We start from the raw sequence: 25,429 nt of genomic DNA on the forward strand, positions 1-25,429 counted from the left end.
TTGAGTAATACCCGAGCGATTGAAAGATAACGAGGGGCCGCCCAGGCCCCCATTCACAGGGGATTGAGAAACACCAGCCCCGGACGGAAATACCTACAACACGGATAGAGCATCTATGAATCTGCATGAATATCAGGCAAAACAGCTGTTTGCCGAGTATGGCCTGCCGGTCTCCGAAGGTTATGCCTGTGCTACCCCACAAGAAGCGGCCGAAGCGGCCGACAAGATTGGCGGCAATACCTGGGTCGTCAAATGCCAGGTACACGCCGGTGGCCGCGGTAAAGCGGGCGGCGTGAAAGTGGCCAAGAGCAAGGATGAGATCCGTGCTTTTGCCCAAAACTGGCTTGGCAAAAATCTGGTGACCTACCAGACCGACGCCAACGGCCAGCCGGTCACCAAGATCCTGGTGGAATCTTGCACCGACATCGCCAAAGAGCTCTACCTGGGCGCCGTGGTTGACCGTGGTTCGCGCCGTGTGGTCTTCATGGCCTCAACCGAAGGTGGCGTGGATATCGAGAAGATCGCCCACGAAACCCCCCATCTGATCCACAAGGCGGCCATCGATCCGTTGGTGGGTCCGCAGGCTTATCAGGCCCGCGAACTGGCCTTCAAACTGGGTCTGGTCGGCGATCAGATCAAACAGTTCACCAAGATCTTCATGGGTCTGGGCCAGATGTTCCTGGATTGCGATTTCGCGCTGCTGGAGATCAACCCGCTGGTGATCACCGCGCAGGGCAACCTGCACTGCCTGGATGGCAAGATCAACATCGATGCCAACGCACTGTATCGTCAGCCCAAGCTGCGCGAGATGCACGACCCGTCACAAGATGACCCCCGCGAAGCGCACGCCGCCCAGTGGGAGCTCAACTATGTGGCCCTCGATGGCAACATCGGCTGCATGGTCAACGGCGCGGGTCTGGCCATGGGCACCATGGACATCGTCAACCTGCACGGCGGCAAGCCGGCCAACTTCCTTGACGTCGGCGGTGGTGCCACCAAGGAGCGCGTAACCGAGGCGTTCAAGATCATCCTCTCCGACAGCAATGTCAAAGCGGTGCTGGTCAACATTTTCGGCGGCATCGTGCGCTGCGACATGATCGCGGAAGGCATTATCGGTGCGGTCAAGGAAGTGGGGGTCAAGGTGCCCGTCGTGGTTCGTCTGGAAGGCAACAACGCCGAGTTGGGTGGTATCAAGCTGGCCGAGAGCGGCCTCAACATCATTGCGGCCAAGAGTCTGACCGATGCCGCGCAGCAAGTCGTCAAAGCAGCGGAGGCCAACTGATGAGCGTACTGATCAACAAGGACACCCGAGTCATCTGCCAGGGCTTTACCGGCGGTCAGGGTACTTTCCACTCCGAGCAGGCGCTCTCCTATGGTACCCAGCTGGTGGGCGGCGTCTCCCCGGGCAAGGGTGGCACCACCCATCTGGGCCTGCCGGTGTTCAACACCGTCCGTGACGCGGTCGAAGCGACCGGTGCCACCGCCTCCGTCATCTATGTGCCGGCGCCGTTTTGCAAGGATGCCATCCTGGAAGCGATCGATGCGGGCATCAAGCTCATCGTCACCATCACCGAAGGCATCCCGACTCTGGATATGCTGGACGTCAAAGTGAAGCTGCAAGAGACCGGCGTGCGGATGATCGGTCCCAACTGCCCGGGCGTGATCACCCCGGGTGAATGCAAGATCGGCATCATGCCGGGCCACATTCACAAGCCGGGCAAGGTGGGCATCGTCTCCCGCTCCGGCACCCTGACCTACGAAGCGGTCAAGCAGACCACTGACGAGGGCTTTGGCCAGTCCACCTGCGTCGGTATCGGTGGCGACCCCATTCCGGGCTCCAATTTTATCGACATTCTGGAGATGTTCCAGAACGACCCGCAGACCGAAGCGATCGTGATGATCGGCGAGATCGGCGGTAACGCCGAGGAAGATGCGGCCGCCTATATCAAGGCCCACGTCACCAAGCCGGTGGTCTCCTATATCGCCGGTGTGACCGCCCCTCCCGGCAAGCGGATGGGCCACGCTGGCGCCATCATCTCCGGTGGCAAGGGTACTGCCGCCGAGAAGTTTGCCGCGCTGGAAGATGCTGGCGTGAAAACCGTCCGCTCCCTGGCCGATATCGGCAAGGCCTTGCGCGAAGTGACCGGCTGGTAATTCCTGTTAGCCCGTTATCTCTAATAAAAGTGCCGCCCGATGGGCGGCATTTTTTATGGGTTTTAAAGTGGTTTGATTTAACCAATCATCGCGATTCAGGCGCTAAACGAATTTTATTACAGGAGACCAGAAACAGTGTGGATACTAAAATAGTCTGCGATTTGAACTTGTCAGATTGATTTGTTCCTTTACCCATTGCATCGAGTGACCTGTTTGTGGGTAATGCTAAAAGTCATGCAAGGATGTCAGTGAGATAACGTAGTGTCAGGAGGACATAATGATTTCACGTATTTTGGGAATTGGCTGCCTTACCAGTATCTGCTTGCCAACAGCATGGGCGGCGGATTGCCCGAACAGGCAACCGGGGCAGCATCTAGAGTTTCTTGGGCGTTCGGCTGACAATTCGGTATCACTATGGCTTTCAAGTCCAGGTTCCGGGGGGAATTTTCGCCTCTCTGCTCCCGGGGTATCTGAAATCGATAGTTGGAATGCAAACCGCGCGTCGTTGCACTTGAGTGTCTCACCTGTAGTACTTGATGGCCTTAACGGGACTCATAAACTGGATCTCCTCAATGCGGATGGTTCTTTCAACTGCTTCCTCGATTCGAGAAACCAGAACAATCCTGTATTTCCAAATATTCCCCCGATCGATGGGGGAGATAGTAACGGTGGCACTGGTGGCGGAACCGGCGGTGGGGATGGCGGCAATGGTGGAACTGGTGGCGGAACCGGCGGTGGGGATGGCAGCAATGGTGGTAGTGGTGGTGGCACCGGTGGTGGGAGTGACCCGATCCGCAATATTGTGACCAGTATCAGTGCAGATGCCTTGATGGGCTATTTGAGCGGCTCCCTCAGTATTTCAGATCGTGTCGTTGTCGGGCTTGACCAATTTGAAGATATTGCCGGTCAAAAGGGGTTGTGGCAGGTATGGACTGATGTACGCCATACCGGAGTCTCCGATGATCGTAACGAGATAGACACATCCGGACATGCCAACAGCTTTTTGATCGGTATACACAGATCCTTTGGTAAAGACGGGCTGGGCGGTATTGCATTTGCCAATAGCAAAACCTCTCTTGGCACGTTTGGCAGTTCGGTACGAAATGAGGGGGACAGCTTCTTTGTTGGGCCATATGGCGGCTATAGGCTAGATACGCACTGGCTGCTGGATGGCTGGGCTGCATGGGGACGAACTGATAACGATACCGAACTCGATGTACTTAAAGGGAGTTTCAAGACAACGACCGGGTTGATCTCAGCCAACCTGACCGGTGGCTACGATGTTGGTGAATATCTGCTGCGGCCCAAGCTTGCCCTCTTTTACAGTCACAATAAATCCGATGCGTTTGATTACACAGGCTCATTGCCTTATGCAAACCAGATTTATAACGTGACATTGCGGGTTAATGAAAACTCTTTTGAATATGCCACCAGTGAAGCATCAGGGGATATCAGTCGTATTTTCACCACAACCGATGGTGTTCAAATTATACCGGCCCTGCGTCTTGGGGTTCGTTATGATATTGAGCGTCCCAATGATGGTCAGATCCTGAATGAAAATCTGACAATGGAAAGTACGACCCCGTGGAGTGGATCTGCACGGATTGCACTGGCGGTAGCCCCTCAGCGTCATCAGCGTTTTGAAGTTATCACCGGTTATTACAGTATCGGGCGTCAGGACCTTGACCTCTGGGATATTAGATTTAACGCCGCAGTGAATTTTTAACTTACATAGGGAGATAAAAGTACCGATAACTTGGTCGGCACTTTGATTTAAATTACTTGTATGGAGATGGTATTCACCTCATAGTTGCCAACAAAAGGGAGTGGTCATACGGCTTCATACCGAATAACAAACTGCATCCCTTGTGGTGGCCCGTGAGAGCCTTATTTAGTTGATGGATATATCCACAAATGGGTGTGTCAGGAGTGCCGAATAGCTAGAGACGGATATCCGGATGTAGGGCTGAAAAGGGAAAATGTGTGCGCAGGAACGTCAGCTTTGCGAAATAGCAAAAAGGCACCCGAGGGTGCCTTTTTCACAATCTGAGTGGCTTGCCTATCAGGCTGCGGCTTTCAGCTGTACGGCGGCGGCTTTCTTGTGATCGCCGATCGGCATCACGGTGCGGCCGAACTGCTCGTTGATCACGGTGGCCATGGCCAGGTAGATGGCGCTGGCGCCACAGATGATACCTTCGAAACCGGCGATGGTGCCGATCAGGGTGCTGCCGGTGAAGTCACGGGCGGCCAGCAGGAAGAACAGCACGGTCAGGGAGGCGAACACGAACTGCTTGGCGCGCGGGTAGTTGATGGTGCCAACCAGCATGAACAGGGTGAACATGCCCCACATCAGCAGATACCAACCCATATAGGCGTGCGGAGTGGCTTCGGCCAGACCCATGGTCGGCATGATCAGCAGGAACACCAGGCTCAGCCAGAACAGGCCGTAGGAGGTGAACGCGGTCACACCGAAGGTGTTGCCACGCTTGTACTCCATGATGCCAGCGATGATCTGTGCGATGCCGCCGTAGCACAGGCCCATGGCCAGGATCATGGCGCTGATGGGGAAGAAACCTGCGTTATGGATGTTCAGCAGGATGGTGGTCATACCGAAACCCATCAGACCCAGAGGGGCAGGGTTGGCCAATTTTTCGCTCACGTGGCGTTCTCCAAAAATAGAGGTGGGGGTTAACAAAAGACGCGCGATTTTAGGCAGGCTGTGGCGAGCCCGCAAGGGGGCAAGGGGGATAAATCGTAAAAAAACTACGTGATTATTTGCATCAGAGGCCAAATGCTCACCAAGGCAGGCTGTTTGGTGAGCAAAAGGTGTCAAAATAGTTGAGGGGTTGTATTTTTATTACGCTTTTTACGAAGTGCGGCGGCGTCACTGATCCAGTGTCAGGATCACTTTGGCTTCCTTGTCCTCTTCCTTGACCTGGCTGTCGAGCACGAACAGCCGTTCCGGGGCGATCCCCTGGCTGTCGACCAGAAACTCCTTGGTATTTTGGGCGCGGCGCATGGCGAGATTGCGCAGGGATTTGGCGGTGATGAGCTGCTGATCCCGCAGCAGGATCACCGCCTGGGCCCGCAGTGCCGCGCTCTCTTCATCCAGATGGAGGCGGTCCGCCAGATCTTCAAGATCTTCGCCGAAGCGCTCTTCATAGGCCCGGGCCAGCGCCTCTTGCAGGGCCGGGTCCTGTTCCAGCAGGTCGAGATCCGCCTGATTGCCGGTGAGCTTGGCCAGTACCCGCTCCAGCTTTTGTCGTTGCAGGATGGGGCGCTCCTCGTTGAAGTTGACCTTGCCGCGAATGTTCATGCTGAGCTTGGGTCTATCCTTGAGGGCCTGCGCCAGCTTGACCAGTTTCTCCTGCTGGGTGGGGGTGAGATCGGGATCCCCCGGCAGGAAGGGAAGTTCGTCGAGATCTTCGGTGCCATCGGCCAGCGAGGCGAGCAGGGAGAAGGGGGAGGTGATCGCCTTGCTCAGGGTGTTGCCCAGCACATCCCAGAAGATATTGCCGATGCTGAAGTCCGGTTGATCGAGATCCCCCTTCACCTTGAGGTTCATCTGTATCACTCCGTTGGCATCGCTCAGCAGGGCGATGGCCAGCCCCAGCGGCAGATCCTTGGCCTGATCGCTCTTGATCTTCTCGCCCAGTTGCAGCTTCTTGATGGTGATGTCGTTATCCCCCTCCAGCCGGTTGCCCTCCAGCTTGTAGTGCAGCTTCATGGAGAGCTGCCCCTTGTCGATGGCATAACCGGCATAGGTGCCCGAATAGGGGGTAAAGGTGGTGAGCTCCAGATTGTGGAAGGCCACCGCGATGTCGAGGATCGGGTTGGCGACCAGCAGGTTGGTACCGCCGCGAATGGTCACCGGCGCATAGCGATCCACCTTGCCGTTGAAGGCGAGATCGGAGCGTTGCCCCGGAATATTGCTGATATGGCGACTTTGGCCGCTCAGCGAGGCGATATCGGCCACAAAATCCTGACTCAGACTGCGATCAGCAAAGCGCAGGTTGCCCTGCTCGGTGCGCAGCTGGTCGATGGTGAAACGAAAGTCGGGAGCCTTGCTGCCTGCCTTTGCTTCAGTACTTTTTGCTGCCGCCGGTTGCGGCAACAGCAGCTGTTGCAGGTTGGTGGTGCCATCCTCGTTGATCTCGATGCGGGCGAAGGGCTTGTTCAAGGCAATGTCCTTGATCCGCATCTGCTGGCTGATGCCGTCGTACGTCAGACCGGTGAGAGCCAAGGTGTTGAACTCCAGCAGCCGCTGATTGTCTGCCCGATCGACCACCTTGAGCCCGTTGACATCAAGCCCCCCCTGCAGGGTCAGCTTGCTGAGATCTCCCTGGGTGGTGGTGGCGAGATCAAGTCTGGTCTTGCTGCTCAGCAGCCCGTTTTGCACCTTGATGCGTACCAGATCGGCCAGATAGGGCTGTGCCAGCGTCAGGGGCAGCCCCTGCTGGTTGATGTCGCCGCTTAAGGTGAAAGGAGTCAGGGTCAGTTGGCCATCAAAGGCGAGGGGGCTGCTCTGGTTGAAGTGGGTGGCCAGAGTCAGTTTACTCGGTTGCTCCCCCTTGCTGCCCAGTGGCCCCAGCGCCAGCTTGAGGCCGGAGAGCTGGCGTGCCTGCGGTTTGCCGCTGCTCGATTCGGTGAGGGTGAGATCGCCCTTGTCGATAAGGATCTGCTTGATCTGCCACTGCCAGGGTTTGTCTGGCGTATGTTGCTTGCCGTTACCGGCGGTCTTTGCTTGTTGTGCCGACTTGGGCGCCGCATTGTTGGCCACCTCGTTTGCGGCGTGGGCCCCTTTGGCGGGTTTGGCGGGGGCCTGTTCAATCAGCAATTCCGCCAGATCCAGCTCCTGCTGTGGGTTGAGGGTGGCCTTGAGCAGGGGCTGTTGCAGGGTCACCTTGCCGATCTGGAGCGACTGTTTCTGGCCATCGACAGCCAAATCGCTAAGGGCCAGCTGGCCGAAGCGTGCAAATTCGTCGCCCTTGTGTTTTTTAAGCTGCCAGTTGTCCAGGGTCAGCTTGCCTTTGGACAATTGCCACAGCACCCCTTGCTTGCCCTCTTTAAGCTGGTATTCCACCTCTGCATTGGCGTGGCCCTTGGCCAGATCCAGCTTGAGATAGGGTGCCCAGAGCGGGGCGAAGGGTTTCAGGTCGACCTGTTTGAGGCTCGCTTTGCCCTGACCCATGCCGCTCATCACAGCGAGTTTGCCATGAGCGGCGAGGCTGCTTTTGCCGTTGATGGTGGCGCTCAGCTGATAGGCGGTCGGGTGATTTGCCTCGGTGCGCAGGTTATCGAGCTTGAGGGTCACTTTTTCCAGATTGAGGGGCGGCAACCAGCCGGGTTCGCTCTCCTTGCGCTGATCCTGATAGCGCACATGCCCGTCAGTGACATTGACACTTGCAATATCGACCAGCAGCGGGGCGCTGGCTGTTTCGGGCTCGTGGGAGGGCGCAGGGGCGAGCAGGGTCGCTAGCGCATCGGTCAGATTGAGCCGAACATCCCCCTTTTTGTCTGCCAGCCGTTGCAGCAGCACCACGGGTTTGGTCAGGGTGACGGCGGAGAGCACGACCCCTTTCTGCTGCCAGCTGGCTTGCAGGTTTGGGGTGATAAAGAGCTGCTCAAAACGGATGATAGGCTGCTGTTTGGCATCGAGCAGGGCAGTCGCGCCGAGGGTGAGAGAAGGGTTGCGCAGACCTACGTCAATTTCCCCCAGCGTCAGCTGCAGGCCGTAGTGCTCGGCCAGCCAGCCGGGCAGATAGCGCTGGATCAGACGGGGGGTTTGCCACAGCAGCAGAGTGATCAGGATAAGAAACAGCAGGAAAGCGTAGGCAAGGTAGCGCAGCAAGCGGAGCTTGGGGGACGCGGGCTCGGTGGTGTTCATTTGGTGCACTCCCATTTGGTTCCCGCCATGGTACAGAAAAGTTGGATAGTAATCATGGGGTTGCGTGCTGTTGTACGCCGTACTTTGTCCAAAGGCGATTCAGTTCCCCCTTTTGTTGCAGCGCTGCCAGCCACTGTTCCAGCTGGGCAGGGGTAATGGGGGCCTCAGGGTGAAGGATGGCGCGGTGTTGATATCGTTGATCCCATTTCTGCGAGATCAGCAACTGGTCGGCGGTGTCGGGGTGGGCCAGTAGATACTGGTTAAGGTAGGAAACGTTGAGAATGGCTACTTCACCACGCCCTTTGAGTAGCGCTTGCAGGGCGCTGACGTTGTCCTTAACCAGGGTGATATTGAGCTTGCGCTGCAGGTAGACGGGATCGGCATTGAACTGGCCAACGCCGTAGTGGTAGCCGGTCACCCCGATAAGATGATGCCGAGAGGGGTCATCGAAAAAGCGCTGATCCCGACCCACTTTGTTCAGGGCCACATAGACCTCACCACCACCGAGAAAAGGGGCTGTCATTTTGAATTTATCTGTGTCCCAGCCCCACTTGATGTCTTCAAACAGCATCAGCGAGAAACGGCCCAGATCGAGCGCTTTGTAACGGTTGGCGGCCGAGGTGGGAACAAACACGAATCTTACCTCTTGCTGGATCTCGTTTAGCTTGGCGATGAGGTCCAGCGTCAGTCCTTCATAGTGTGAATCGGAGAGTTTGACCACAAAGGGGGCATAGGGGTATCCACCAACCTTGATGAGGGGATGGCTCCAGCCAGAGAGGCTGAACAAGAGCAAAAACCAGCACCAATATCTCATGGGATCCCCAAGGCAATAGCTTGCTCCCAGATTCGGTTAATCTGCGCCAGTTTTCAAGCTGTTAAGGGAATTAACACAGCGCTGTTCGGCGGCTTCCAGCTCGGCCATCACCATCTGGATATCCTCCAGTTGTTGGCGCAGCACGCCGCGTTTTGTCTCGATCAGCTGGATCATGGAGTGGAGCTGGGTTTTGCTCGATTTGTCGGTGTCGTACATATCGAACAGCTCGCGGATCTCGGCCAGGCTAAACCCCAGCCGTTTGCCGCGCAGGGTCAACTTGAGCCGGATCTTGTCCCGATGGCTGTAGATGCGGGTTTGCCCCTCCCGCAGCGGGGTGAGCAGCCCCTCGTCCTCGTAGTAGCGGATGGTGCGCGGCGTGACATCGAACTCGTGGGCCAGCTCCGAAATGCTGTAGGTGATCTCCTTGCCGGGCAGGGAACGGGACATGGTTATGACTCCTGTTGCTGGGCGTGTGGCTGGCAGAGGCGGGCACGCAGCCGCTCGGCATTGGCGTGCAGGGCCTGACCGACCCGCGAGCCATTGGGGCGGCCGAGCTGTTCGCTCACCCACTGGCCGGTGGCCGCCAGTTTGTCGAGATCCACCCCGGTTGTCATGCCAAGGCCGTGCAGCAGGTAGACCACCTCTTCTGACGCCACATTGCCGGAGGCGCCCGGCGCATAGGGGCAGCCGCCAAGCCCCGCCACCGAGCAGTCGATGGTGCGAATGCCGCGCTCCAGCGCGGGTAGCAGATTGGCCAACCCCTGGCCGTAGGTGTCGTGAAAATGGACCGCGAGTCGACCCGCCGGGATCTCGTGCAGCACCGCATCCAGCATGGGCGCCACCGTGCCCGGAGTGCCGACGCCGATGGTGTCCCCCAGCGAAATTTCGTGGCAACCGAGATCCAGCAGTTGCTCGGCCATGGCAGCGACCCGTTTCGGGCGGGTCGGGCCATCGAACGGGCAGGCGATGACGGTGGAGAGGTAGCCGCGCACCTTGATGCCGAGGCGGCGCGCCTCCTGCACCAGCGGGGCGAAGCGGACCAGCGACTCCTCCACGCTGATGCCGATATTGGCGCGGGTAAAACCGTCGGAGCAGGCTGTGAAGAGGCCAATCTCATCGGCGCGGGCGGCAATGGCTGCCTGCAAGCCTTGCAGATTGGGCACCAGAGCGCCGTAACGGGTTGAGCCCTTGCGCGGCAGTGCCTCGAACAGCGCTGCGGAGTCCGCCATCTGCGGCACTTTTTTGGCAGAGACAAAGGCACCCACCTCGATGCGTTGCAGGCCGCTGTCGCTAAGGCGCTGGATCAGCTCCAGCCGCTGTACCAGGGAGAGGGGCGCAGCTTCATTTTGCAGGCCATCTCGCGGCCCCATCTCCACCAGACTGACCCTGTCGTCACGGACGTCCTGTGATCGGTTCATGGGTGATCCTCCTGTATGGCTATCTCTTCGGCAAAGCGTACCAGTACGGCCCCCTGGCTTACCTGCTCGCCCTGTTTGCACTGCAGGGCTTCAATTACCCCGTCCCGCTCTGCACGCAACTGGTGTTCCATCTTCATCGCCTCCAGCACCAGCAGGGGTTGCCCCTTGCTGACCGTTTGGCCAGGTTCGATCATCACGGCTACCACTATGCCGTGCATGGGAGCGATGGCGCCCTGCGCCTTCTCATTTGTCTGATCATGATGGTGGCTGTGCTGCCGATCATCGGCCGCGAAGCGGATGCGCTGGCCCCCCAGGGTCATGACAAAGGTTGCCTCCGAGCCTGCGACCGTTTGGACGGGGATCTGCTGCCAGCAGCCCCCCTGTTGCAGCCAGATATGATCGTCACCTCTCTGGTAGCAACAGGTCTCCCCTTGCCACTCAAACTGACCGTCATGATCGTTAAGGGTCAATACCCGGTGCTCATCACCGATGCGCACCGCCGCCGTCCAGCAGCGATCCGGTCCCAGCCGAAATCCGCAGGCTTGCTGCCAGGGGGAGTGACCCGCAGGGCGGCTCGCCAGCCAGAGGGTGGCCAGCGGCCAGGCGAGTTCAGGAATGGGCTGCGCTGTGGTGGGGATGGGCCACTGGGTATGGTGGCCCATGGCCAGGACGTCAGGCTCTTCACAAAGGCGCAGCAGTAGCGGGCCGTTGTGCACCAGCGGGCCGAGATCCAGTGCCGCCAGCGCATCGGCCAGTTTGGCGAACGCCTCGGTGCGGCTCTGGCCGTGGGCGATCAGCTTGGCGATCATGGGATCGTAATAGGGGCTCACCTCATCGCCAACGGTAACGCCGGTGTCGATGCGCACGCCATCCGGCCAGTGGAGCCAGTGGATAGGCCCGCTGGCAGGCAGAAAACCGGCCGCCACATCCTCGGCGTAGAGGCGCGCCTCCACCGCATGGCCACGCAGCACCACTTCCTCCTGGGTGAGTGGTAGCGGCTTTCCTTCGGCTACGGCCAGCTGCCAGGCCACCAGATCCTGCCCGGTCACCGCTTCGGTGACCGGATGCTCCACCTGCAGCCGGGTGTTCATCTCCATAAAGAAGAACTCATCCTTGCAGAGCAGGAACTCGATGGTGCCCGCCCCCTGATAGTGGATGGCTTTGGCTGCGGCCACGGCTGCCTCCCCCATGGCGCTGCGCAGAGCCGGAGGGATGTCGGGGGCGGGCGCCTCTTCGATCACCTTCTGATGGCGTCGTTGCAAGGAGCAGTCCCTGTCCCCCAGATAGATGGCGTTGCCGAGGCTATCGGCAAAGACCTGCACCTCAACATGGCGAGCCTGGGGCAGATAGCGCTCCAGCAGCACCAGATCGTCGCCAAAGGCGGCCTTGGCTTCCCGTTTGACTGCCGCCAGCGACTCGTCAAAGTCGGCCAGCTGATCGACCCGGCGCATCCCCTTGCCACCGCCGCCACTGGCCGCCTTGATAAGTAGCGGGAAGCCAATCTGGCTCGCCTGATCGCGCAAGAAGTCCGGTCGTTGATCCGTGCCGTGATAGCCGGGCAGCACAGGTACGCCGGCAGCCTGCATCAGCGCCTTGGCGCCCGATTTGTCGCCCATGGCGAGAATGGCGGCGCCGCTTGGGCCGACAAAGCGCAGGCCGCGCTGTTCGCAGGCGGTGGCAAAATCGCTGTTTTCCGACAGAAAGCCGTAACCGGGATGGATGGCATCGGCGCGCGCCTCTTTGGCAATCTTCAGCACCTTGCCGGTGTCGAGATAGCTCTCTCTGGCCGGTGCGGGCCCCAGATGCCAGGCCTCATCGGCCAGACGGGTGTGCATGGCATGGGCGTCGGCATCGGAGTAGAGGGCGATGGTGTGAATGCCGAGGCGTTTCGCCGTCTTGATGATGCGCACGGCGATTTCGCCACGATTGGCAATCAGCAGGCGTTTAATCTGAGTGTGATGGGTCATGTCTCATCCTTGAAACGGGGACGCCAGGCGGGAGGGCGTTTGTCGAAGAAGGCCTGCATCCCCTCCTGGGCTTCGAGTCCCACCCGAACCCGGGCGATGGTCTCGACGGTTTTCTCTTCGTGCAGGCGGGAAGGATGGGCCTCTATCGCCGCCAGCAGTCGTTTGGTCTCTTTCATCGCTTCCGGCCCGTTGCGGCATAGACGAAGGGCCTGCGCCCGTCCCTCCGCCAGCAGTTGATCCGGCTTGCAGAGTTGATGTGCCACATTGAGCCGACAAGCGGTGATGGCATCGAAAGGCTCGGCACTGAGCATGTAGCGGCGCGCCTGACGCATTCCCATGGCACGTACCACGTAGGGGCTGATCACCGCAGGCACCAGACCCAGGCTCACCTCGGAGAGACAGAAGCGGGCATCATCGCTGGCCAGCACCAGATCGCAGGCACAGATCAGCCCCAGCGCCCCGCCGTAGGCGGCCCCCTGCACCAGCGCTACCGTGGGGAAGGGGAGCTCGTCGAGGGTCTGCATCAGCCGCGCCAGTACCCGGGCGTCTTCGCGATTGTGCTCGAAATCGGCGTGGGCCAGATTGCGCATCCAGTTGAGGTCGGCGCCCGCGCAAAAGTGTTTGCCCTCGGCACGTAGCAGCAGGGCGTGAGGACGTTCGGCGAGATCATGACCATGAAGATGGGCCAGATCATCGAGACAGTCGAGCAGCCCCAGCATCAGGTCGGCATCAAAGGCGTTGTGGCGGGCCGGGCGCGACAGCACCAGCTCGGCCAGCGGGCCGTGCCGCTCCAGCCGAAACGGGCCCAGTGTTGAAGAGCCAAGTGCTGAGGAAGTAAGTGGATCTGACATGGGTTTGCTCCTTACATCCGGAAGATGCCGTACTGCTCGGGTTCAATGCGGGCACCCTGACAGGCGGCGAGCGCCAGCGCCAGCACGGTGCGGCTCTGGGCCGGGTCAATGACGCCATCATCCCAGAGGCGGGCGCTGGCGTAGTAGGGGTGACCCTGGCGCTCATACTGCTCGATCACGGGCGCGCGGATGGTGGCTGCTTCCTGTTCGCTCAAGTCTTTGCCCTCGGTAGCCAGCTTGTCCCGACGCACCTGCACCAGCACCCCGGCAGCTTGCTCGCCCCCCATGACAGAGATACGGCTGTTGGGCCAGCTAAAGAGAAAATCGGGCTCATAAGCGCGGCCACACATGCCGTAGTTGCCGGCACCAAAGCTGCCGCCGACGATCAGGGTGATCTTGGGCACCCGGCTGCAGGCCACTGCGGTCACCAGCTTGGCGCCGTGCTTGGCGATCCCATCTTTTTCTGCGCTACTCCCCACCATAAAGCCGGTGATGTTCTGCAAAAAGAGCAGCGGGATGGCACGCCGGTTACAGAGTTGGATAAAGTGGGCCCCCTTCTGGGCACTGTCGCTGTGCAGCACGCCGTTGTTGGCGAGGATCCCCACTTCCATGCCGCAAATACGGGCAAAGCCGGTCACCAGGGTGGTGCCGAACAGCGCCTTGAATTCGTCAAAATCAGAGCCATCCACCAGTCGGGCGATCAGTTCGCGGGCGTCGTAAGGACGTTTGAGACTGGTGCCCACCAGACCGTAGAGCTCCTCGAGCGGGTAGCAGGGGGGCTCGTAGCCGGGGCTGCTCTCTATCGGCTCGTTACCCAGATGAGTAACCAGCGTGCGGGCGATGGCCAGCGCATGGGCATCGTCACGGGCCATATGATCAGCAACGCCGGAGTGGGCACAGTGCACTTCGGCGCCGCCCAGGGCTTCGGCGCTGATCTCCTCGCCGGTGGCGGCCTTGACCAGCGGCGGACCCGCCAGAAAGATGGTGGCTTGCTCCCTGACCATGATGGATTCATCAGCCATGGCGGGCACGTAGGCGCCGCCAGCGGTGCAGAGCCCCATCACCACTGCCAGTTGAGGGATGTTTTGGGCCGACATGCGGGCCTGGTTGTAGAAGATGCGGCCAAAGTGATCCCGGTCGGGGAACACCTCGTCCTGCATCGGCAAGAAGGCGCCTCCGGAATCCACCAGATAGAGGCAGGGGAGACGCAGCCGCTCGGCAATGGTCTGGGCGCGCAGGTGTTTTTTCACCGTGAGCGGGTAGTAGGTACCACCCTTCACGGTGGCGTCGTTCACCACCAGCATGCAGAGCCTGCCCGAGACTCGGCCGATGCCGGTGATGATACCGGCGGCGGGCACCGGCTCGTCATAGACCAGCCAGCCAGCCAGCGCCGACAGTTCGAGAAACGGGGAGCCCGGGTCCAGCAGCTGATTGATGCGCTCGCGGGGCAGCAGCTTGCCACGGGCCTGATGGCGGGCGTTGTTGGCCGCGCCGCCCCCTTGCGCGATCTCGGCAATGCGGGCATTAAGGTCGTCGACCAGCCCCTGCATGGCGGCCCGATTGGCCGCATATTCCGGACTCGCCGTGTCGAGACGGGAGTGGAGCCTGCTCATGCGTTATCCCCCATCAGCTCGCGACCAATCAGCCAGCGGCGGATCTCCGAGGTGCCGGCACCTATCTCGTAGAGCTTGGCGTCCCGCAGCAGGCGGCCGGTGGGGTATTCGTTGATGTAGCCGTTGCCGCCGAGCAGCTGGATGGCATCGAGTGCCATCTGGGTGGCATTTTCGGCGGCAAACAGGATGGCGGCGGCGCAATCTTTACGGCTGGTGCGGCCCTGATCGCAGGCGCTCGCCACCGAATAGACCAGCGCCCGGCTGCTGGCGAGGCGGGTATACATGTCGGCGAGCTTGCCCTGCACCAGCTGGAACTCGCCGATGGCTTGACCAAACTGCTTGCGCTCACGCACATAGGGCAGCACTACATCCATGCAGGCCTGCATGATGCCAAGGGGGCCCGCCGCCAGCACCACCCGCTCGTAGTCGAGTCCGCTCATCAGCACCTTGACCCCGCCATGCAAGGGGCCCAGCAGGTTCTCCTGCGGCACCCGGCAGTTGTCGAACACCAGCTCGCAGGTGCTAGAGCCGCGCATCCCCAGCTTGTCGAGCTTCTGGGCGGTAGAAAAACCGGGAGTGCCAGCTTCAACGATAAAGGCAGAAATTCCTTTGGGGCCCGCACTGGTATCTGTCTTGGCATAGATGACGAAGGTGTCGGCATCGGGCCCGTTGGTGATCCACATCTTGTTGCCGTTCAGCACGAAGTGATCGCCCTCGCGCTCCGCGGTGAGGCGCATGCTGACCACATCGGACCCGGCTCCCGGCTCGCTCATGGCCAGCGCCCCCACATGCTCGCCGCTCACCAGCGGGGGGAGGTAGCGTGCTTTTTGCTCCGCCGTGCCGTGGCGGTGGATCTGATTGATGCAGAGATTGGAGTGGGCGCCGTAGGAGAGGCCGACCGAGGCGCTGGCGCGGCTTACCTGTTCCATCACCAGCACGTGGGCCAGATAGCCGAGGTTCACCCCGTCATACTCCTCCGCCACCGTGATGCCGTGCAGCCCCAGTTCACCCATCCGGGGCCAGAGATCACGGGGGAAGGCGTTGCTCTGATCGATCTCGCTGGCGCGCGGGGCGATCACTTTCTGGCAGAAGGCCGCAACCTGTTCGGTCAGGGCATTCAGGGTCTCATCCATCTGCATCCATGCTCTCCTTGCGGATATGACAATCGGGTAGGAAGGTTGGGTCGACCGGCTGACTCGGCGTTACGGCTGGCAGTGGTCGGTCCATTTTGTACTTCACTTCTGCCACAAGTTTACGTTAGCGTAAACGTAAATCAATTGTTAATCTGTTGTGTGTCGATAAAGCGGTGGTAGTGAGAGCGTCAGCAGCTACCACGACAACAGCGCCATAGTGGCAGATCCGACTGACGCAGCGTGTGGGTGCCGCGTCATAAAGCGCTAACGCGGGAAAATAAGCGCGTGGCAACAAGGGAGAGAACGACGAGATGGATTTTACCCTGACCGATGATCAACAGGCGTATGTGGAGGCGGCCGCCGCCTTTGCCGATGAGGCGCTCAAACCCCATGCCGCGCGCTGGGACAAGGAGCATGAGTTTCCGATCCCGACCATCAAGCAGGCGGCCGGGCTAGGTTTTTGTGGTCTCTATACCCCGGAGCAGTTTGGCGGATTGGGGCTGCCGCGCCTCGATGCGAGCCTCATCTTCGAACGCCTCGCCATGGGGTGTACCTCGACTACTGCGTATCTGACCATCCACAACATGGTGAGCTGGATGCTGGGTAACTGGTTGCCCACCGAGGTTGCCAAGGAGTGGGTGCCCAAACTGGCCAGCGGCGAGCTGCTGGGCTCCTATTGCCTCACCGAGCCGGGGGCGGGTTCCGATGCTGCGGCACTCAAGACCCGGGCGGTGCGCGAGGGTGACAGCTACCTCATCGAGGGGACCAAGGTCTTTATCTCGGGAGCAGGCAGCAGCGATGTGCTGGTGGTAATGGCCCGTACCGGTGGTGAAGGTGCGAAGGGGATCTCTGCCTTTATGGTGCCGGCAGATAGCGCGGGTATCGTCTATGGCAAGCCGGAAGAGAAGATGGGCTGGAACAGCCAGCCGACCCGGGAGGTTGTTTTCAACGGGGTTCGCATTCCTGCCTGTTATCGGTTGGGCGAAGAGGGGGAAGGATTCAAGTTCGCCATGCAGGCCCTCGATGGGGGGCGCATCAATATTGCCACCTGTTCGGTGGGCACCGCCCAGCAGGCGCTGGACGATGCGCTGGCCTATGTGCAGCAGCGCCAGCAATTTGGTCACCCGATCAGCGAATTCCAGAGCGTGCAGTTTCGCCTGGCCGATATGGCGACCGAGCTGGCTGCCGCCCGTTTGCTGGTGCGTCAGGCCGCCGACAAGCTGGATCGCGGGGCACCCGACAAGAGTGCCTGGTGTGCCATGGCCAAACGGTTTGCCACCGATGTGGGTTATCGAATCTGTGATGAGGCTCTGCAACTCTTTGGCGGCTATGGTTATATCCGCGAGTATCCGCTCGAGCGCTATCTGCGCGATACCCGGGTACACCGCATTCTGGAGGGCACCAACGAGGTGATGCGACTCATCATCGCACGCCGCATGCTGGCCGATCCCGGCTTGTCGCTGGGCTAACCGGTGGTCGCATCAAGGGTGTGTTGCCTGCCACCCGATTTGCACCATGCCATGCCGGTTTCGGCTTTGTGAGCCAGCCACAGGTTGGCGTCATTCAAGACTGTCATCATGGCGGCAGCTTCATCGACAAGGACAATGTTATGACAAGGATCAGACTCGAATATCATGGCCACGTGGCCTATATCACCCTCGACCATCCCTCTGCCAACACCTGGACCCTTGCCAGCCTGCAGGCCTTTTTGCAGATGATGGTGGAGCTCGACAGTCGTCCCGATGTGGTGGCGCTGGTGATCCGTGGTGCGGGCGACAAATTTTTCTGCGCCGGTGCCGACCTCAATATGTTTGTCGAGGGGAATGTCGAGCTGGCCCGCGAAGTAGCCGAGGCCTTTGGCAAGGCCTTCGAGGCGCTGGCCCGTTTTCACGGCGTCAGTATCGCCGCCATCAATGGTTATGCCATGGGCGGTGGCCTGGAAGTGGCGCTGGCCTGTGATATCCGCATCGCCGAGCAGCAGGCGTTGCTGGGACTTCCGGAAGCCTCGGTGGGCTTGCTTCCCTGTGCCGGTGGCACCCAGCGTTTGACCGAGCTGGTGGGGCCGGGCTGGGCCAAGCGGATGATCCTCTGCGGTGAGAAGGTGAGTGCCTCGCTGGCCTACGAGATGGGGCTGGTGGAGGAGGTGGTGAAAACCGGTCAGGCGTGGGAGGCGGCGCACCAGATGGCCCATCTGGTGGAGCGCCAGAGCCCGAGCGCCCTGCGCGCCTGCAAAACCCTGATCAATCAGGGCCGCAGTGGCCCGCGGGATGCCGCCTTGCCCCTTGAGCGGTCGCTGTTTCTCGATCTCTTTAGCGATGCCAATCAGCGTGAAGGGGTGGCCGCCTTCCTGGAGAAACGCTTACCGCGCTGGCAATATGGCCCAACAGAATAAATCCATACGGAGCCGTTTATGAGTGAGCCGGTCAAGGTTAGCTGTTATCCCACCGAAGATGGCCATCAGGTCGGGGTGTTGACCCTCGACAGCCCTGCGTCTCTCAACGCATTGAGCCTGCCGATGATCCAGATCCTGCAACAGACGCTGACCCGTTGGGAGCAGGATCCCGCCGTCGTCTGCGTGCTGTTGCAGGGGGCGGGTGAGAAGGCATTTTGTGCCGGTGGCGATATCCGCTCCTTCTATTACCGCAAACAGGAGGCGAGCGGTTCGGAACTGTTCGAATATGCCCGCGACTTTTTCGAGCAGGAGTACCGGCTCGACCACCACATCCACTCTTACCGCAAGCCCCTGATCTGCGTGGCGGACGGTATCTGTATGGGGGGCGGTATTGGCCTGTTTGCCGGAGCCGATTTTCGGGTGGTGACCGAAAGAAGCCTGTTCGCCATGCCGGAGGTGACCATCGGCCTCTACCCCGATGTGGGAGCGAGCTGGTTTTTAAGCCGGATGCCGGGGCGGCTCGGGCTCTGGCTCGGTCTGACTGGCGCCCGCTTTAATGGCGCAGATGCCCTTGGGGTTGGGTTGGCGGATCACGCCATCGCCAGTGGCGAGCGCAGTGCGCTGTTATTACGCCTCGCCGTGCTCGACTGGACTGGCAGTGGTGATCCCCGTGAGCAGATCGATCTGCTGCTCAGGGGATTGCACCGTGAGGTGGCGGCCCGCTTGCCTGCGCCTGTGCTGCTGCCCCATCAACAGAGGATCGATGCCTTGCTGGCGGGGCGCACGTTGCAAAGGGTATTGGTGCGGTTGTTCGAAGCTCAGTTCGATGAACAGGAGACGGTACTCCAGCAGGCGCAGCAGCTCTGCCGCACCGGCAGCCCCATCAGCCGCGCCATTTTGTGGCGTCAATATTGGCAGGCTCGCCGCAACTCACTGGCAGAGGTATTTGCCGAGGAGCTGACCCTCTCGGTCAACTGCGTGCTGAAGGGGGATTTTGTGGAAGGGGTGCGGGCACTGCTGATCGACAAGGATAAAGCTCCCCGCTGGCAACAGTTGCCACCGGAGGGGGAGTGGCTGAATGAGTTCTATCGCTGGCCTCAGGGGCGCAATCCGTTGGCCTGCAAGGAATAACATCTTGGCAACCGGCGGAAGCCGCCATCAGCAACGCAAGGAGCAAGCGGGATGACAAGGATAGGGTTTATCGGGCTCGGCAACATGGGGGGCCCCATGGCGGCCAATCTGGCCAGGGCCGGGCATACGGTGCAGGTGTTTGATCTGGTTGCCCAAAACATTGAGCGCGCTATCGCCGCTGGCTGCATCGCCACGGGGGATGCCCGTGAGGCGGTGACCGGCTGCGAGGTGGTGATCAGCATGCTACCTGCGGGGGAGCATGTGCGCGACCTTTGGTTGTCTGAGGGGCAGGATCTGCTGGCAGCCCTGCCGGTTGGTGCACTGGTGATCGACTGCTCCACCATAGATGTCGACTCTGCCCGTCAGGTCGGGGAGGCGGCCCGCGCACGCGGTTTGCGCTTTATTGATGCCCCCGTATCGGGCGGTGTCGCCGGTGCGGCCGCCGGGACGCTCACCTTTATCGTTGGCGGCAACGCGGCGGATTTCGAGGCGGCGAAACCTCTGCTCGCCTGCATGGGGCAGAACCTGTTTCACGCCGGGGCGCTGGGTGCCGGGCAGATCGCCAAGATGTGCAACAACATGCTGCTTGCGATCCACATGGCGGGCACTGCCGAGGCGCTGGCCCTCGGGGTGAAGGAGGGGCTGGATCCCGCTGTGCTCTCCACCATCATGGGCAAGAGCTCCGGCAACAACTGGAGTCTGGAGCGCTACAACCCCTGGCCCGGGGTGATGGAGAATGTCCCTGCCGCCCACAACTATCAGGGGGGCTTTATGACCCGTTTGATGGTGAAAGATTTGGGATTGGCCATGGCGCTGGCCGAGCATGGCCACAGCGCTGTGCCCATGGGGGCGCTCGCGCGTAACCTGTTCAACCTGCATGCCGCTCAGGGGCAGGGGAGCCGCGATTTCTCCAGCATCGTCGAACTCTATCTGGATAAACAGGATCCCGCCTGACGGGCACCTCTCTTCAAGGCATCTCCCCTCGACCAGCTACAAGGAGCATTGATGGATATCAAAGATAAGGTCATCGTTATTACCGGTGCCGGACGTGGCTTGGGACGGGCCATTGCGCTGGCCCTGAGCGCACAGGGGGCGACGCTGGCGCTGCTCGACATCAATCGCGCCGATCTGGAGGCGACCGCCGCCATGGTTCACTGCCAGAATGATCAGTGCGATCAAGATAGCCAGTGCGAGCTGTTTGTCTGCAATGTGGCGAGCGAAGCCGAGGTTGAGTCGGTTTTTGCTGGCATCAAGGAGCGTTTTGGCGTGCTGCACGGTCTTATCAACTGCGCCGGTATTTTGCGCGATGGCATGCTGATCAAGGTGAAAGAGGGTGAGCTGGTGGAGAAGATGACGCTGGCCCAGTGGCAGAGCGTGATTGACGTCAACCTCACCGGTACCTTCCTCTGCGGGCGCGAAGGGGCGGCGCTGATGGCGCAAGGGGGGCAGGGGGGCGTTATCATCAACATCTCTTCCATCGCCCGTGCCGGCAATATTGGCCAGAGCAACTATGCCGCCAGCAAGGCAGGGGTTGCCTCGCTGGTGGTGACCTGGGCGCGGGAGTTGGCGCGCCATGGCATTCGGGTGATGGGGATTGCCCCCGGGGTGTTTGCCACCGACATGACGGCGGCGATGAAGCCGGAGGCGATGGCGCGGATGCAGCAGGCCATTCCGGTCGGCACCCTTGGCGAGGCGCAGCAGCTGGCCGAGACGGTGAGCTTTATTTTTGCCAACGACTATCTGTCGGGAAGGATGATAGAACTGGATGGCGGTTTGCGTTTATAGGGATTTACATAATGGGCCCCGGTGTTTCCACCGGGGCTTTTTTATGCAGATTATTTATACAGAGAGTGCCTGAATGGCGATGCATAGGAACCATGCGAGTCAGGTTGTGTTGGCAGAAAAATGAGAAATATCAATGGGTCTTGGTTAATTTGAGCCAGCTCACAGGCCATATGGGCCAGTGCTGTAAAATTGCGCGCGGTCAAGGCGGTGCATGATTGACGGGACGAGGGATTGCGGTCGGAATAGTCATGCAATATAGTTGCCGCCTTTTTCACGGGGTCAGGATTCCCAGCCCCTCCCATATTGCGCGCAGTATGAATACGGACGCTCTGCCGCCGCCTAAATAAACAGGATTGAAATGGACAAGAAACTAGGGCTGGGCGCCCTCATTTCGCTGGTGATCGGCTCCATGGTCGGCGCCGGGGTCTTCAGTCTGCCACAAAACATTGCTGCGCATGCCAGTGCCGGGGCGGTCGCCCTGGGTTGGGCCATCACCGGTCTGGGCATGATCTGTCTCGCGCTGGTCTATCAGAACCTCTCCATGCGCCGCCCCGATCTCGATGGCGGTATCTTCAGCTATGCCAAAGCCGGTTTCGGCGATTTTATCGGTTTCAACGCCGCCTGGGGTTACTGGCTCTGCCAACTGCTGGCCAACGTCTCCTACGCCATCGTGGTGTTCAGCGCCCTGAGCTACTTCTTCGATACACCTGACAACGTCATCTTCGGTGACGGCAATACGCCGGTGGCCATCACGCTGGCCTCCATCCTGATCTGGTCGGTGCATGCGCTGGTGCTGCGCGGGGTACAGGTTGCTGCGCTGGTGAATATCGTCACCACCATCGCCAAGATGGTGCCGCTCATCGTCTTCTCTGTTGCGATCCTGCTGGCTTTCAACATGGATACCTTCACTCTGGATATTTGGGGCCAGAACAACATGGAGCTGGGCTCCGTGATGGATCAGGTCAAGTCCACCATGAAGGTGACCCTCTGGGTCTTTATCGGGATTGAAGGGGCCGTGGTGGTCTCTGCCCGTGCCCGTCATCGCAAGGATGTGGGCCGAGCTACCGTGCTGGCGCTGCTCGGCGCCCTGACGCTTTACGTGATGGTGACCTTGTTCTCGCTGGGTGTCATGAGCCAGCCGCAACTGGCGGCGCTCAAGAACCCTTCGACCGCCATGATCCTTGAAGCCGTAGTCGGCCCCTGGGGCGCCTGGCTTATCAACATCGGTCTGGTGGTGTCGGTAATGGGTGCTCTGCTCAGCTGGACCGTGCTGGCCGCTGAAGTGCCCTATATCGCAGGCAAGACCGGCGTCTTCCCGGGCTGGTTTGCCAAGGAGAACAAAAACGGCTCGCCGCAGGTGTCCCTCTGGTGCTCCACCTGTCTGGTGCAGATCTTCCTGATCATCATCTACTTCCAGAGCAGCACCTATCTGGCGCTGGTCAACATCGCCACCTCGGCGGCGCTGGTGCCCTACGTTTTCTCCGGTGCCTATGGCCTGAAGCTGGCATTGAAAGGGGAGACCTATCAGGGTCAACCTCATCAGCGCAAGCGTGACCTGCTGCTGGCCCTGGTGGCGACCGTTTACGGCTGCTGGCTGGTCTACGCTGCCGGTGTGGAGTACCTGTTGCTGGTGGCGCTGCTCTATAGTCCGGGCATCTTCATCTACTGGAAGGCGCGTCAGCATCACGGTCTGCGCGGCCTTAACCGGTTGGAGCAGGGGATGACGGCGGCCCTGCTTGGCTGTGCCGTGCTGGCCTTCTACAAGGTGATGGACGGTACCATTCCACTGCACTAACCGGCACAATGAAGAGATGGCCCTCGCGCCATCTCTTTTTTTTCATGCTGATATCCACAGTTGCCCGGCCGTGTTGGCCAGTTTTTGTTTAACACAGGAATTTTTATGCTGTTTATGGGTTACCTCCTGCTGGGCGCCTTTGCCGGTATGCTGGCGGGACTGTTCGGGATCGGCGGCGGTCTTATCATTGTCCCCGTGCTGGTCATGACTTTTCGCGCCCAGGGCATCGACCCTGAAATCATTACTCATCTGGCCCTTGGCACCTCGTTGCCCACCATGATCTTTACCGGATTCAGCTCGCTGCGGGCCCACCGGGAGGCGGGCGCCGTCGACTGGGTGATGATCCGCCGACTCGGCGCCGGCATGCTGATCGGGGGCTGGCTTGGCGGCATGACCGCCAATCTGCTCAGCACCAGCACCCTCAATATAATCATCGGTTGTTTCGCCTGGAGCATGGCGCTACAGATGGGGCTCAACCTTAAACCCAAAGCGGAGCGCCATATGCCGGGGGCGCTCGGCACAGGTATCGCCGGTACCATCATTGGCTGGATGTCAGCGCTGTTTGGTATTGGCGGTGGCTCGCTGACCGTCCCTTATCTGAGCTGGAACTCGGTGCCAATGCGCAATGCGGTAGCGGCATCTGCAGCTTGCAGCATGCCCATCGCGCTAGCGGGGAGCCTCAGCTACCTCTATGCGGGTTGGGGTCATGCCGATCTGCCCGAGTGGAGTGTGGGCTACATCTATCTGCCCGCGCTGCTCGGCATTGTGCTGACCAGTACCCAGTTTGCCCGCCTTGGTGCCAAGCTGGCACACCGCCTGTCACCAAGACGCCTCAAGCAGGCATTTGCTCTGCTGATGCTGCTGGTGGGGGCGAAATTTATGCTGTTTAGCTGAACCCTTGGCCAGTTTGTTGAAAAATAAGGCAAACGATCTGTTGGAGGGTAGAAAGCCGTTGCATTGAACGCCCAGTTTGCCTATTCTCCTCGCCGGTGGTCCTATTGGTCCTCTCGCATTGATAACCCGTCGACCTGGTCAGGACCGGAAGGTAGCAGCCAAGGCGGGGGACTCGAGTGCCGGGATGTGGCTGGTAGGGCCACCACTTGTTTCTGTAATTCAATAAGTTAGCTTCCTAAAGCCCTTGGTCATCCACTTTGTGTGGACGACGAGGAGCTCATCGATGAATCTCTGGCTCAGTCCCCACGGCATCTGGTATTACCGGAAAGTCACCACGCTCCCCTGTGGTCGCCGTAAAGAGATCAAAAAATCCCTGCATACCCGAGACAAACTTTGTGCACGTCATAAGGTGACTCAGCTGCTTGCCTGCGTGCGTTCCAGACCCAAGCCCATTCAGTTGCCTGTAGACGTCAATGCTGCCCCACATGAGCAATCAGTAGCCCAGCCGATGACTCCGGCGACCAAACCGCGTGCACCGCTCCTGTCAGTCCTGAGTGACCGTTATCTGAAAGAGAAGGCCCTCTCTTGGGCACCGAAAGAGCTCAGCAACCAGAAGAACTACATCGGCTGCTTCATCAAGGCGCTGGGTGATAGACCGGCTGCTGACTATGCGAAAGCGGATGTGGTCAAGTTCAAGGAGGACCTGCTGAACTCCGGCAAGAGTCCGACCACCATCAACAAGTATCTGCAGAAGCTCTCCCTGCTGTTTAGCTGGCTGGCTAACCATCAGGATGGGGTCATCAACCACTTTGCCGGATTGAAGCTACAGCGAGCCAAGGAGGTGAACTCACGAAGTGGGTACACAGCGGAAGAACGTCGCAAGTTTATCGGGTGGGCTAAGCAGCAAGAGCCCCACCGTAGGTGGATTGCTCTGCTGGGTCTGTTCACCGGAGCTCGTGCCAACGAAATCTGTCAGCTCTATGCCGATGATGTGCAACAGGTTGACGGTATATGGTGCTTGAATATTCGCAGTGGACGGCCAGACCAGAAACTCAAGACGGCCAACAGTGCTCGTCTCGTTCCTCTCCATCGACACCTCCTCCAGAGCGGTTTCATCGAGTTTGTGAAGGGGAGGATAGGGGGACGCCTTTTCCCTGAACTGCCACATCGCCAGGATGGATACAGCCACCTGTGGGGGCAGTGGTTTAGCCGCCATCGCCCCGTCGACAAGGACTTCCACAGCCTGCGGCATACCGTGGGAACCGCCCTCAAAGATCACGGAGTGCCATTGCAGTATGCGGCGGCGATCCTGGGCCACACCAACGGGGCGATCAGCTATGACCGATACGGAGGGGATGTCTCGCTGGAGAAGCTCAAAGAGGTGATAGAAGCGGCCCTTTCATCCTTTGCTGATGCCGGATAAAGGGAAAGATGGGTCTGCTGAGATGCTGAAATTTTGGCATTTTTAAGAACTTTTTCTACGATGTCTCATACAGGAAAAGTTCTATAAATAGCTGAAATTTCGGCAGATTGACTGCTTGGTTTGGTCCATTTTCCTTTGTTGGCGGGCAAAACGGGAAAGTCAAAAACGGCAG

The 25,429-nt window shown here is 59.7% G+C and carries 20 protein-coding genes and 1 other RNA gene; 12 read left to right on the top strand and 9 right to left on the bottom strand.

The window, feature by feature from the left end; translation table 11 throughout:
• Positions 1 to 115: 115 nt before the first annotated feature.
• From sucC to I6L41_RS04945, 3 genes are all read left to right on the top strand, one after another.
• A complete protein-coding gene (sucC, locus tag I6L41_RS04935) occupies positions 116 to 1,282 on the top strand; it encodes an ADP-forming succinate--CoA ligase subunit beta (RefSeq protein ID WP_005361097.1) in 1,167 nt (388 codons plus the stop codon).
• On the top strand, positions 1,282 to 2,154 hold the full coding sequence (gene sucD / locus I6L41_RS04940; protein ID WP_005333542.1) for a succinate--CoA ligase subunit alpha: 873 nt from the start codon (positions 1,282 to 1,284) through the stop codon (positions 2,152 to 2,154). Before sucC ends, sucD begins: the two co-directional genes overlap by 1 nt.
• A 277-nt stretch (positions 2,155 to 2,431) precedes the next feature.
• The gene (locus I6L41_RS04945; RefSeq protein WP_216962358.1) at positions 2,432 to 3,880 is read left to right on the top strand and encodes an autotransporter outer membrane beta-barrel domain-containing protein; all 1,449 of its coding nucleotides are present in this window, start codon (positions 2,432 to 2,434) and stop codon (positions 3,878 to 3,880) included.
• A 336-nt stretch (positions 3,881 to 4,216) separates the two neighbouring features.
• On the opposite strand, the gene I6L41_RS04950 is transcribed toward I6L41_RS04945, so the two are convergent.
• From I6L41_RS04950 to I6L41_RS04990, 9 genes are all read right to left on the bottom strand, one after another.
• Entirely contained in the window at positions 4,217 to 4,813 is a 597-nt protein-coding gene (locus I6L41_RS04950) for a GPR1/FUN34/YaaH family transporter (RefSeq protein WP_005336948.1), read from the bottom strand.
• A 225-nt stretch (positions 4,814 to 5,038) separates the two neighbouring features.
• A complete protein-coding gene (locus I6L41_RS04955) occupies positions 5,039 to 8,041 on the bottom strand; it encodes a DUF748 domain-containing protein (RefSeq protein ID WP_216962360.1) in 3,003 nt (1,000 codons plus the stop codon).
• 52 nt (positions 8,042 to 8,093) lie between these two features.
• Positions 8,094 to 8,855, bottom strand: a complete 762-nt coding sequence (locus I6L41_RS04960; RefSeq protein WP_216962362.1) for an ABC transporter substrate-binding protein — start codon at positions 8,853 to 8,855, stop codon at positions 8,094 to 8,096.
• Positions 8,856 to 8,891: 36 nt separating this feature from the next.
• Entirely contained in the window at positions 8,892 to 9,302 is a 411-nt protein-coding gene (locus I6L41_RS04965; protein ID WP_031227613.1) for a MerR family DNA-binding transcriptional regulator, read from the bottom strand.
• A 2-nt stretch (positions 9,303 to 9,304) separates the two neighbouring features.
• Positions 9,305 to 10,273, bottom strand: a complete 969-nt coding sequence (locus I6L41_RS04970; protein ID WP_201910123.1) for a hydroxymethylglutaryl-CoA lyase — start codon at positions 10,271 to 10,273, stop codon at positions 9,305 to 9,307.
• The gene (locus tag I6L41_RS04975) at positions 10,270 to 12,240 is read right to left on the bottom strand and encodes a biotin carboxylase N-terminal domain-containing protein (RefSeq protein WP_216962364.1); all 1,971 of its coding nucleotides are present in this window, start codon (positions 12,238 to 12,240) and stop codon (positions 10,270 to 10,272) included. Before I6L41_RS04975 ends, I6L41_RS04970 begins: the two co-directional genes overlap by 4 nt.
• Complete coding sequence (locus tag I6L41_RS04980; protein WP_216962366.1) at positions 12,237 to 13,091, bottom strand: enoyl-CoA hydratase-related protein; 855 nt, start codon at positions 13,089 to 13,091, stop codon at positions 12,237 to 12,239. The genes I6L41_RS04975 and I6L41_RS04980 overlap by 4 nt, the downstream gene beginning before the upstream one ends.
• Before the next feature lie 11 nt (positions 13,092 to 13,102).
• The gene (locus tag I6L41_RS04985) at positions 13,103 to 14,704 is read right to left on the bottom strand and encodes a carboxyl transferase domain-containing protein (protein WP_216962368.1); all 1,602 of its coding nucleotides are present in this window, start codon (positions 14,702 to 14,704) and stop codon (positions 13,103 to 13,105) included.
• Positions 14,701 to 15,843, bottom strand: a complete 1,143-nt coding sequence (locus I6L41_RS04990; protein WP_201938396.1) for an isovaleryl-CoA dehydrogenase — start codon at positions 15,841 to 15,843, stop codon at positions 14,701 to 14,703. Before I6L41_RS04990 ends, I6L41_RS04985 begins: the two co-directional genes overlap by 4 nt.
• Positions 15,844 to 16,148: 305 nt before the next feature.
• Here I6L41_RS04990 and I6L41_RS04995 point away from each other — a divergent pair, with 305 nt between their 5' ends.
• The 9 genes from I6L41_RS04995 (at position 16,149) to I6L41_RS05035 (ending at position 25,257) form a co-directional block, all read left to right on the top strand.
• Entirely contained in the window at positions 16,149 to 17,306 is a 1,158-nt protein-coding gene (locus I6L41_RS04995) for an acyl-CoA dehydrogenase family protein (RefSeq protein WP_216962371.1), read from the top strand.
• A 140-nt stretch (positions 17,307 to 17,446) separates the two neighbouring features.
• Complete coding sequence (locus I6L41_RS05000) at positions 17,447 to 18,229, top strand: enoyl-CoA hydratase (protein ID WP_216962373.1); 783 nt, start codon at positions 17,447 to 17,449, stop codon at positions 18,227 to 18,229.
• Between the two features lie 18 nt (positions 18,230 to 18,247).
• Positions 18,248 to 19,360, top strand: a complete 1,113-nt coding sequence (locus I6L41_RS05005; RefSeq protein ID WP_216962376.1) for an enoyl-CoA hydratase/isomerase family protein — start codon at positions 18,248 to 18,250, stop codon at positions 19,358 to 19,360.
• 51 nt (positions 19,361 to 19,411) lie between these two features.
• Positions 19,412 to 20,314, top strand: a complete 903-nt coding sequence (mmsB, locus tag I6L41_RS05010) for a 3-hydroxyisobutyrate dehydrogenase (RefSeq protein ID WP_113739413.1) — start codon at positions 19,412 to 19,414, stop codon at positions 20,312 to 20,314.
• A 51-nt stretch (positions 20,315 to 20,365) separates the two neighbouring features.
• A complete protein-coding gene (locus tag I6L41_RS05015; protein ID WP_127008683.1) occupies positions 20,366 to 21,145 on the top strand; it encodes an SDR family oxidoreductase in 780 nt (259 codons plus the stop codon).
• A gap of 358 nt (positions 21,146 to 21,503) precedes the next feature.
• Positions 21,504 to 22,940, top strand: a complete 1,437-nt coding sequence (gene arcD / locus I6L41_RS05020; RefSeq protein WP_216962379.1) for an arginine-ornithine antiporter — start codon at positions 21,504 to 21,506, stop codon at positions 22,938 to 22,940.
• Positions 22,941 to 23,045: 105 nt separating this feature from the next.
• Positions 23,046 to 23,834, top strand: coding sequence for a sulfite exporter TauE/SafE family protein (locus tag I6L41_RS05025; protein ID WP_064336211.1), 789 nt, complete (start codon positions 23,046 to 23,048; stop codon positions 23,832 to 23,834).
• A 102-nt stretch (positions 23,835 to 23,936) separates the two neighbouring features.
• An RNA gene (gene ffs, locus I6L41_RS05030) (signal recognition particle sRNA small type) lies at positions 23,937 to 24,033 on the top strand.
• An 84-nt stretch (positions 24,034 to 24,117) separates the two neighbouring features.
• Positions 24,118 to 25,257 carry a site-specific integrase gene (locus I6L41_RS05035; RefSeq protein ID WP_216962382.1) on the top strand — a complete coding sequence of 380 codons (1,140 nt, stop codon included), beginning with the start codon at positions 24,118 to 24,120 and terminating at the stop codon, positions 25,255 to 25,257.
• Positions 25,258 to 25,429 lie beyond the last annotated feature (172 nt).

Source organism: Aeromonas sp. FDAARGOS 1411, assembly GCF_019047125.1.
Classification (GTDB): Bacteria; Pseudomonadota; Gammaproteobacteria; order Enterobacterales; family Aeromonadaceae; genus Aeromonas; species Aeromonas veronii.

Bases quoted from the DNA above. Each gene is read 5' to 3' on its own strand.
- I6L41_RS05015 (WP_127008683.1), top strand. From the start codon at position 20,366: ATGGATATCAAAGATAAGGTCATCGTTATTACCGGTGCCGGACGTGGC.
- I6L41_RS04970 (WP_201910123.1), bottom strand. From the start codon at position 10,273: ATGAACCGATCACAGGACGTCCGTGACGACAGGGTCAGTCTGGTGGAG.
- sucC (WP_005361097.1), top strand. From the start codon at position 116: ATGAATCTGCATGAATATCAGGCAAAACAGCTGTTTGCCGAGTATGGC.
- I6L41_RS04985 (WP_216962368.1), bottom strand. From the start codon at position 14,704: ATGAGCAGGCTCCACTCCCGTCTCGACACGGCGAGTCCGGAATATGCG.
- I6L41_RS05025 (WP_064336211.1), top strand. From the start codon at position 23,046: ATGCTGTTTATGGGTTACCTCCTGCTGGGCGCCTTTGCCGGTATGCTG.
- mmsB (WP_113739413.1), top strand. From the start codon at position 19,412: ATGACAAGGATAGGGTTTATCGGGCTCGGCAACATGGGGGGCCCCATG.
- I6L41_RS04960 (WP_216962362.1), bottom strand. From the start codon at position 8,855: ATGAGATATTGGTGCTGGTTTTTGCTCTTGTTCAGCCTCTCTGGCTGG.
- I6L41_RS04945 (WP_216962358.1), top strand. From the start codon at position 2,432: ATGATTTCACGTATTTTGGGAATTGGCTGCCTTACCAGTATCTGCTTG.
- I6L41_RS04990 (WP_201938396.1), bottom strand. From the start codon at position 15,843: ATGCAGATGGATGAGACCCTGAATGCCCTGACCGAACAGGTTGCGGCC.
- I6L41_RS04995 (WP_216962371.1), top strand. From the start codon at position 16,149: ATGGATTTTACCCTGACCGATGATCAACAGGCGTATGTGGAGGCGGCC.
- arcD (WP_216962379.1), top strand. From the start codon at position 21,504: ATGGACAAGAAACTAGGGCTGGGCGCCCTCATTTCGCTGGTGATCGGC.
- I6L41_RS05035 (WP_216962382.1), top strand. From the start codon at position 24,118: ATGAATCTCTGGCTCAGTCCCCACGGCATCTGGTATTACCGGAAAGTC.
- I6L41_RS04955 (WP_216962360.1), bottom strand. From the start codon at position 8,041: ATGAACACCACCGAGCCCGCGTCCCCCAAGCTCCGCTTGCTGCGCTAC.
- sucD (WP_005333542.1), top strand. From the start codon at position 1,282: ATGAGCGTACTGATCAACAAGGACACCCGAGTCATCTGCCAGGGCTTT.
- I6L41_RS04980 (WP_216962366.1), bottom strand. From the start codon at position 13,091: ATGTCAGATCCACTTACTTCCTCAGCACTTGGCTCTTCAACACTGGGC.
- I6L41_RS05005 (WP_216962376.1), top strand. From the start codon at position 18,248: ATGAGTGAGCCGGTCAAGGTTAGCTGTTATCCCACCGAAGATGGCCAT.
- I6L41_RS05000 (WP_216962373.1), top strand. From the start codon at position 17,447: ATGACAAGGATCAGACTCGAATATCATGGCCACGTGGCCTATATCACC.
- I6L41_RS04965 (WP_031227613.1), bottom strand. From the start codon at position 9,302: ATGTCCCGTTCCCTGCCCGGCAAGGAGATCACCTACAGCATTTCGGAG.
- I6L41_RS04975 (WP_216962364.1), bottom strand. From the start codon at position 12,240: ATGACCCATCACACTCAGATTAAACGCCTGCTGATTGCCAATCGTGGC.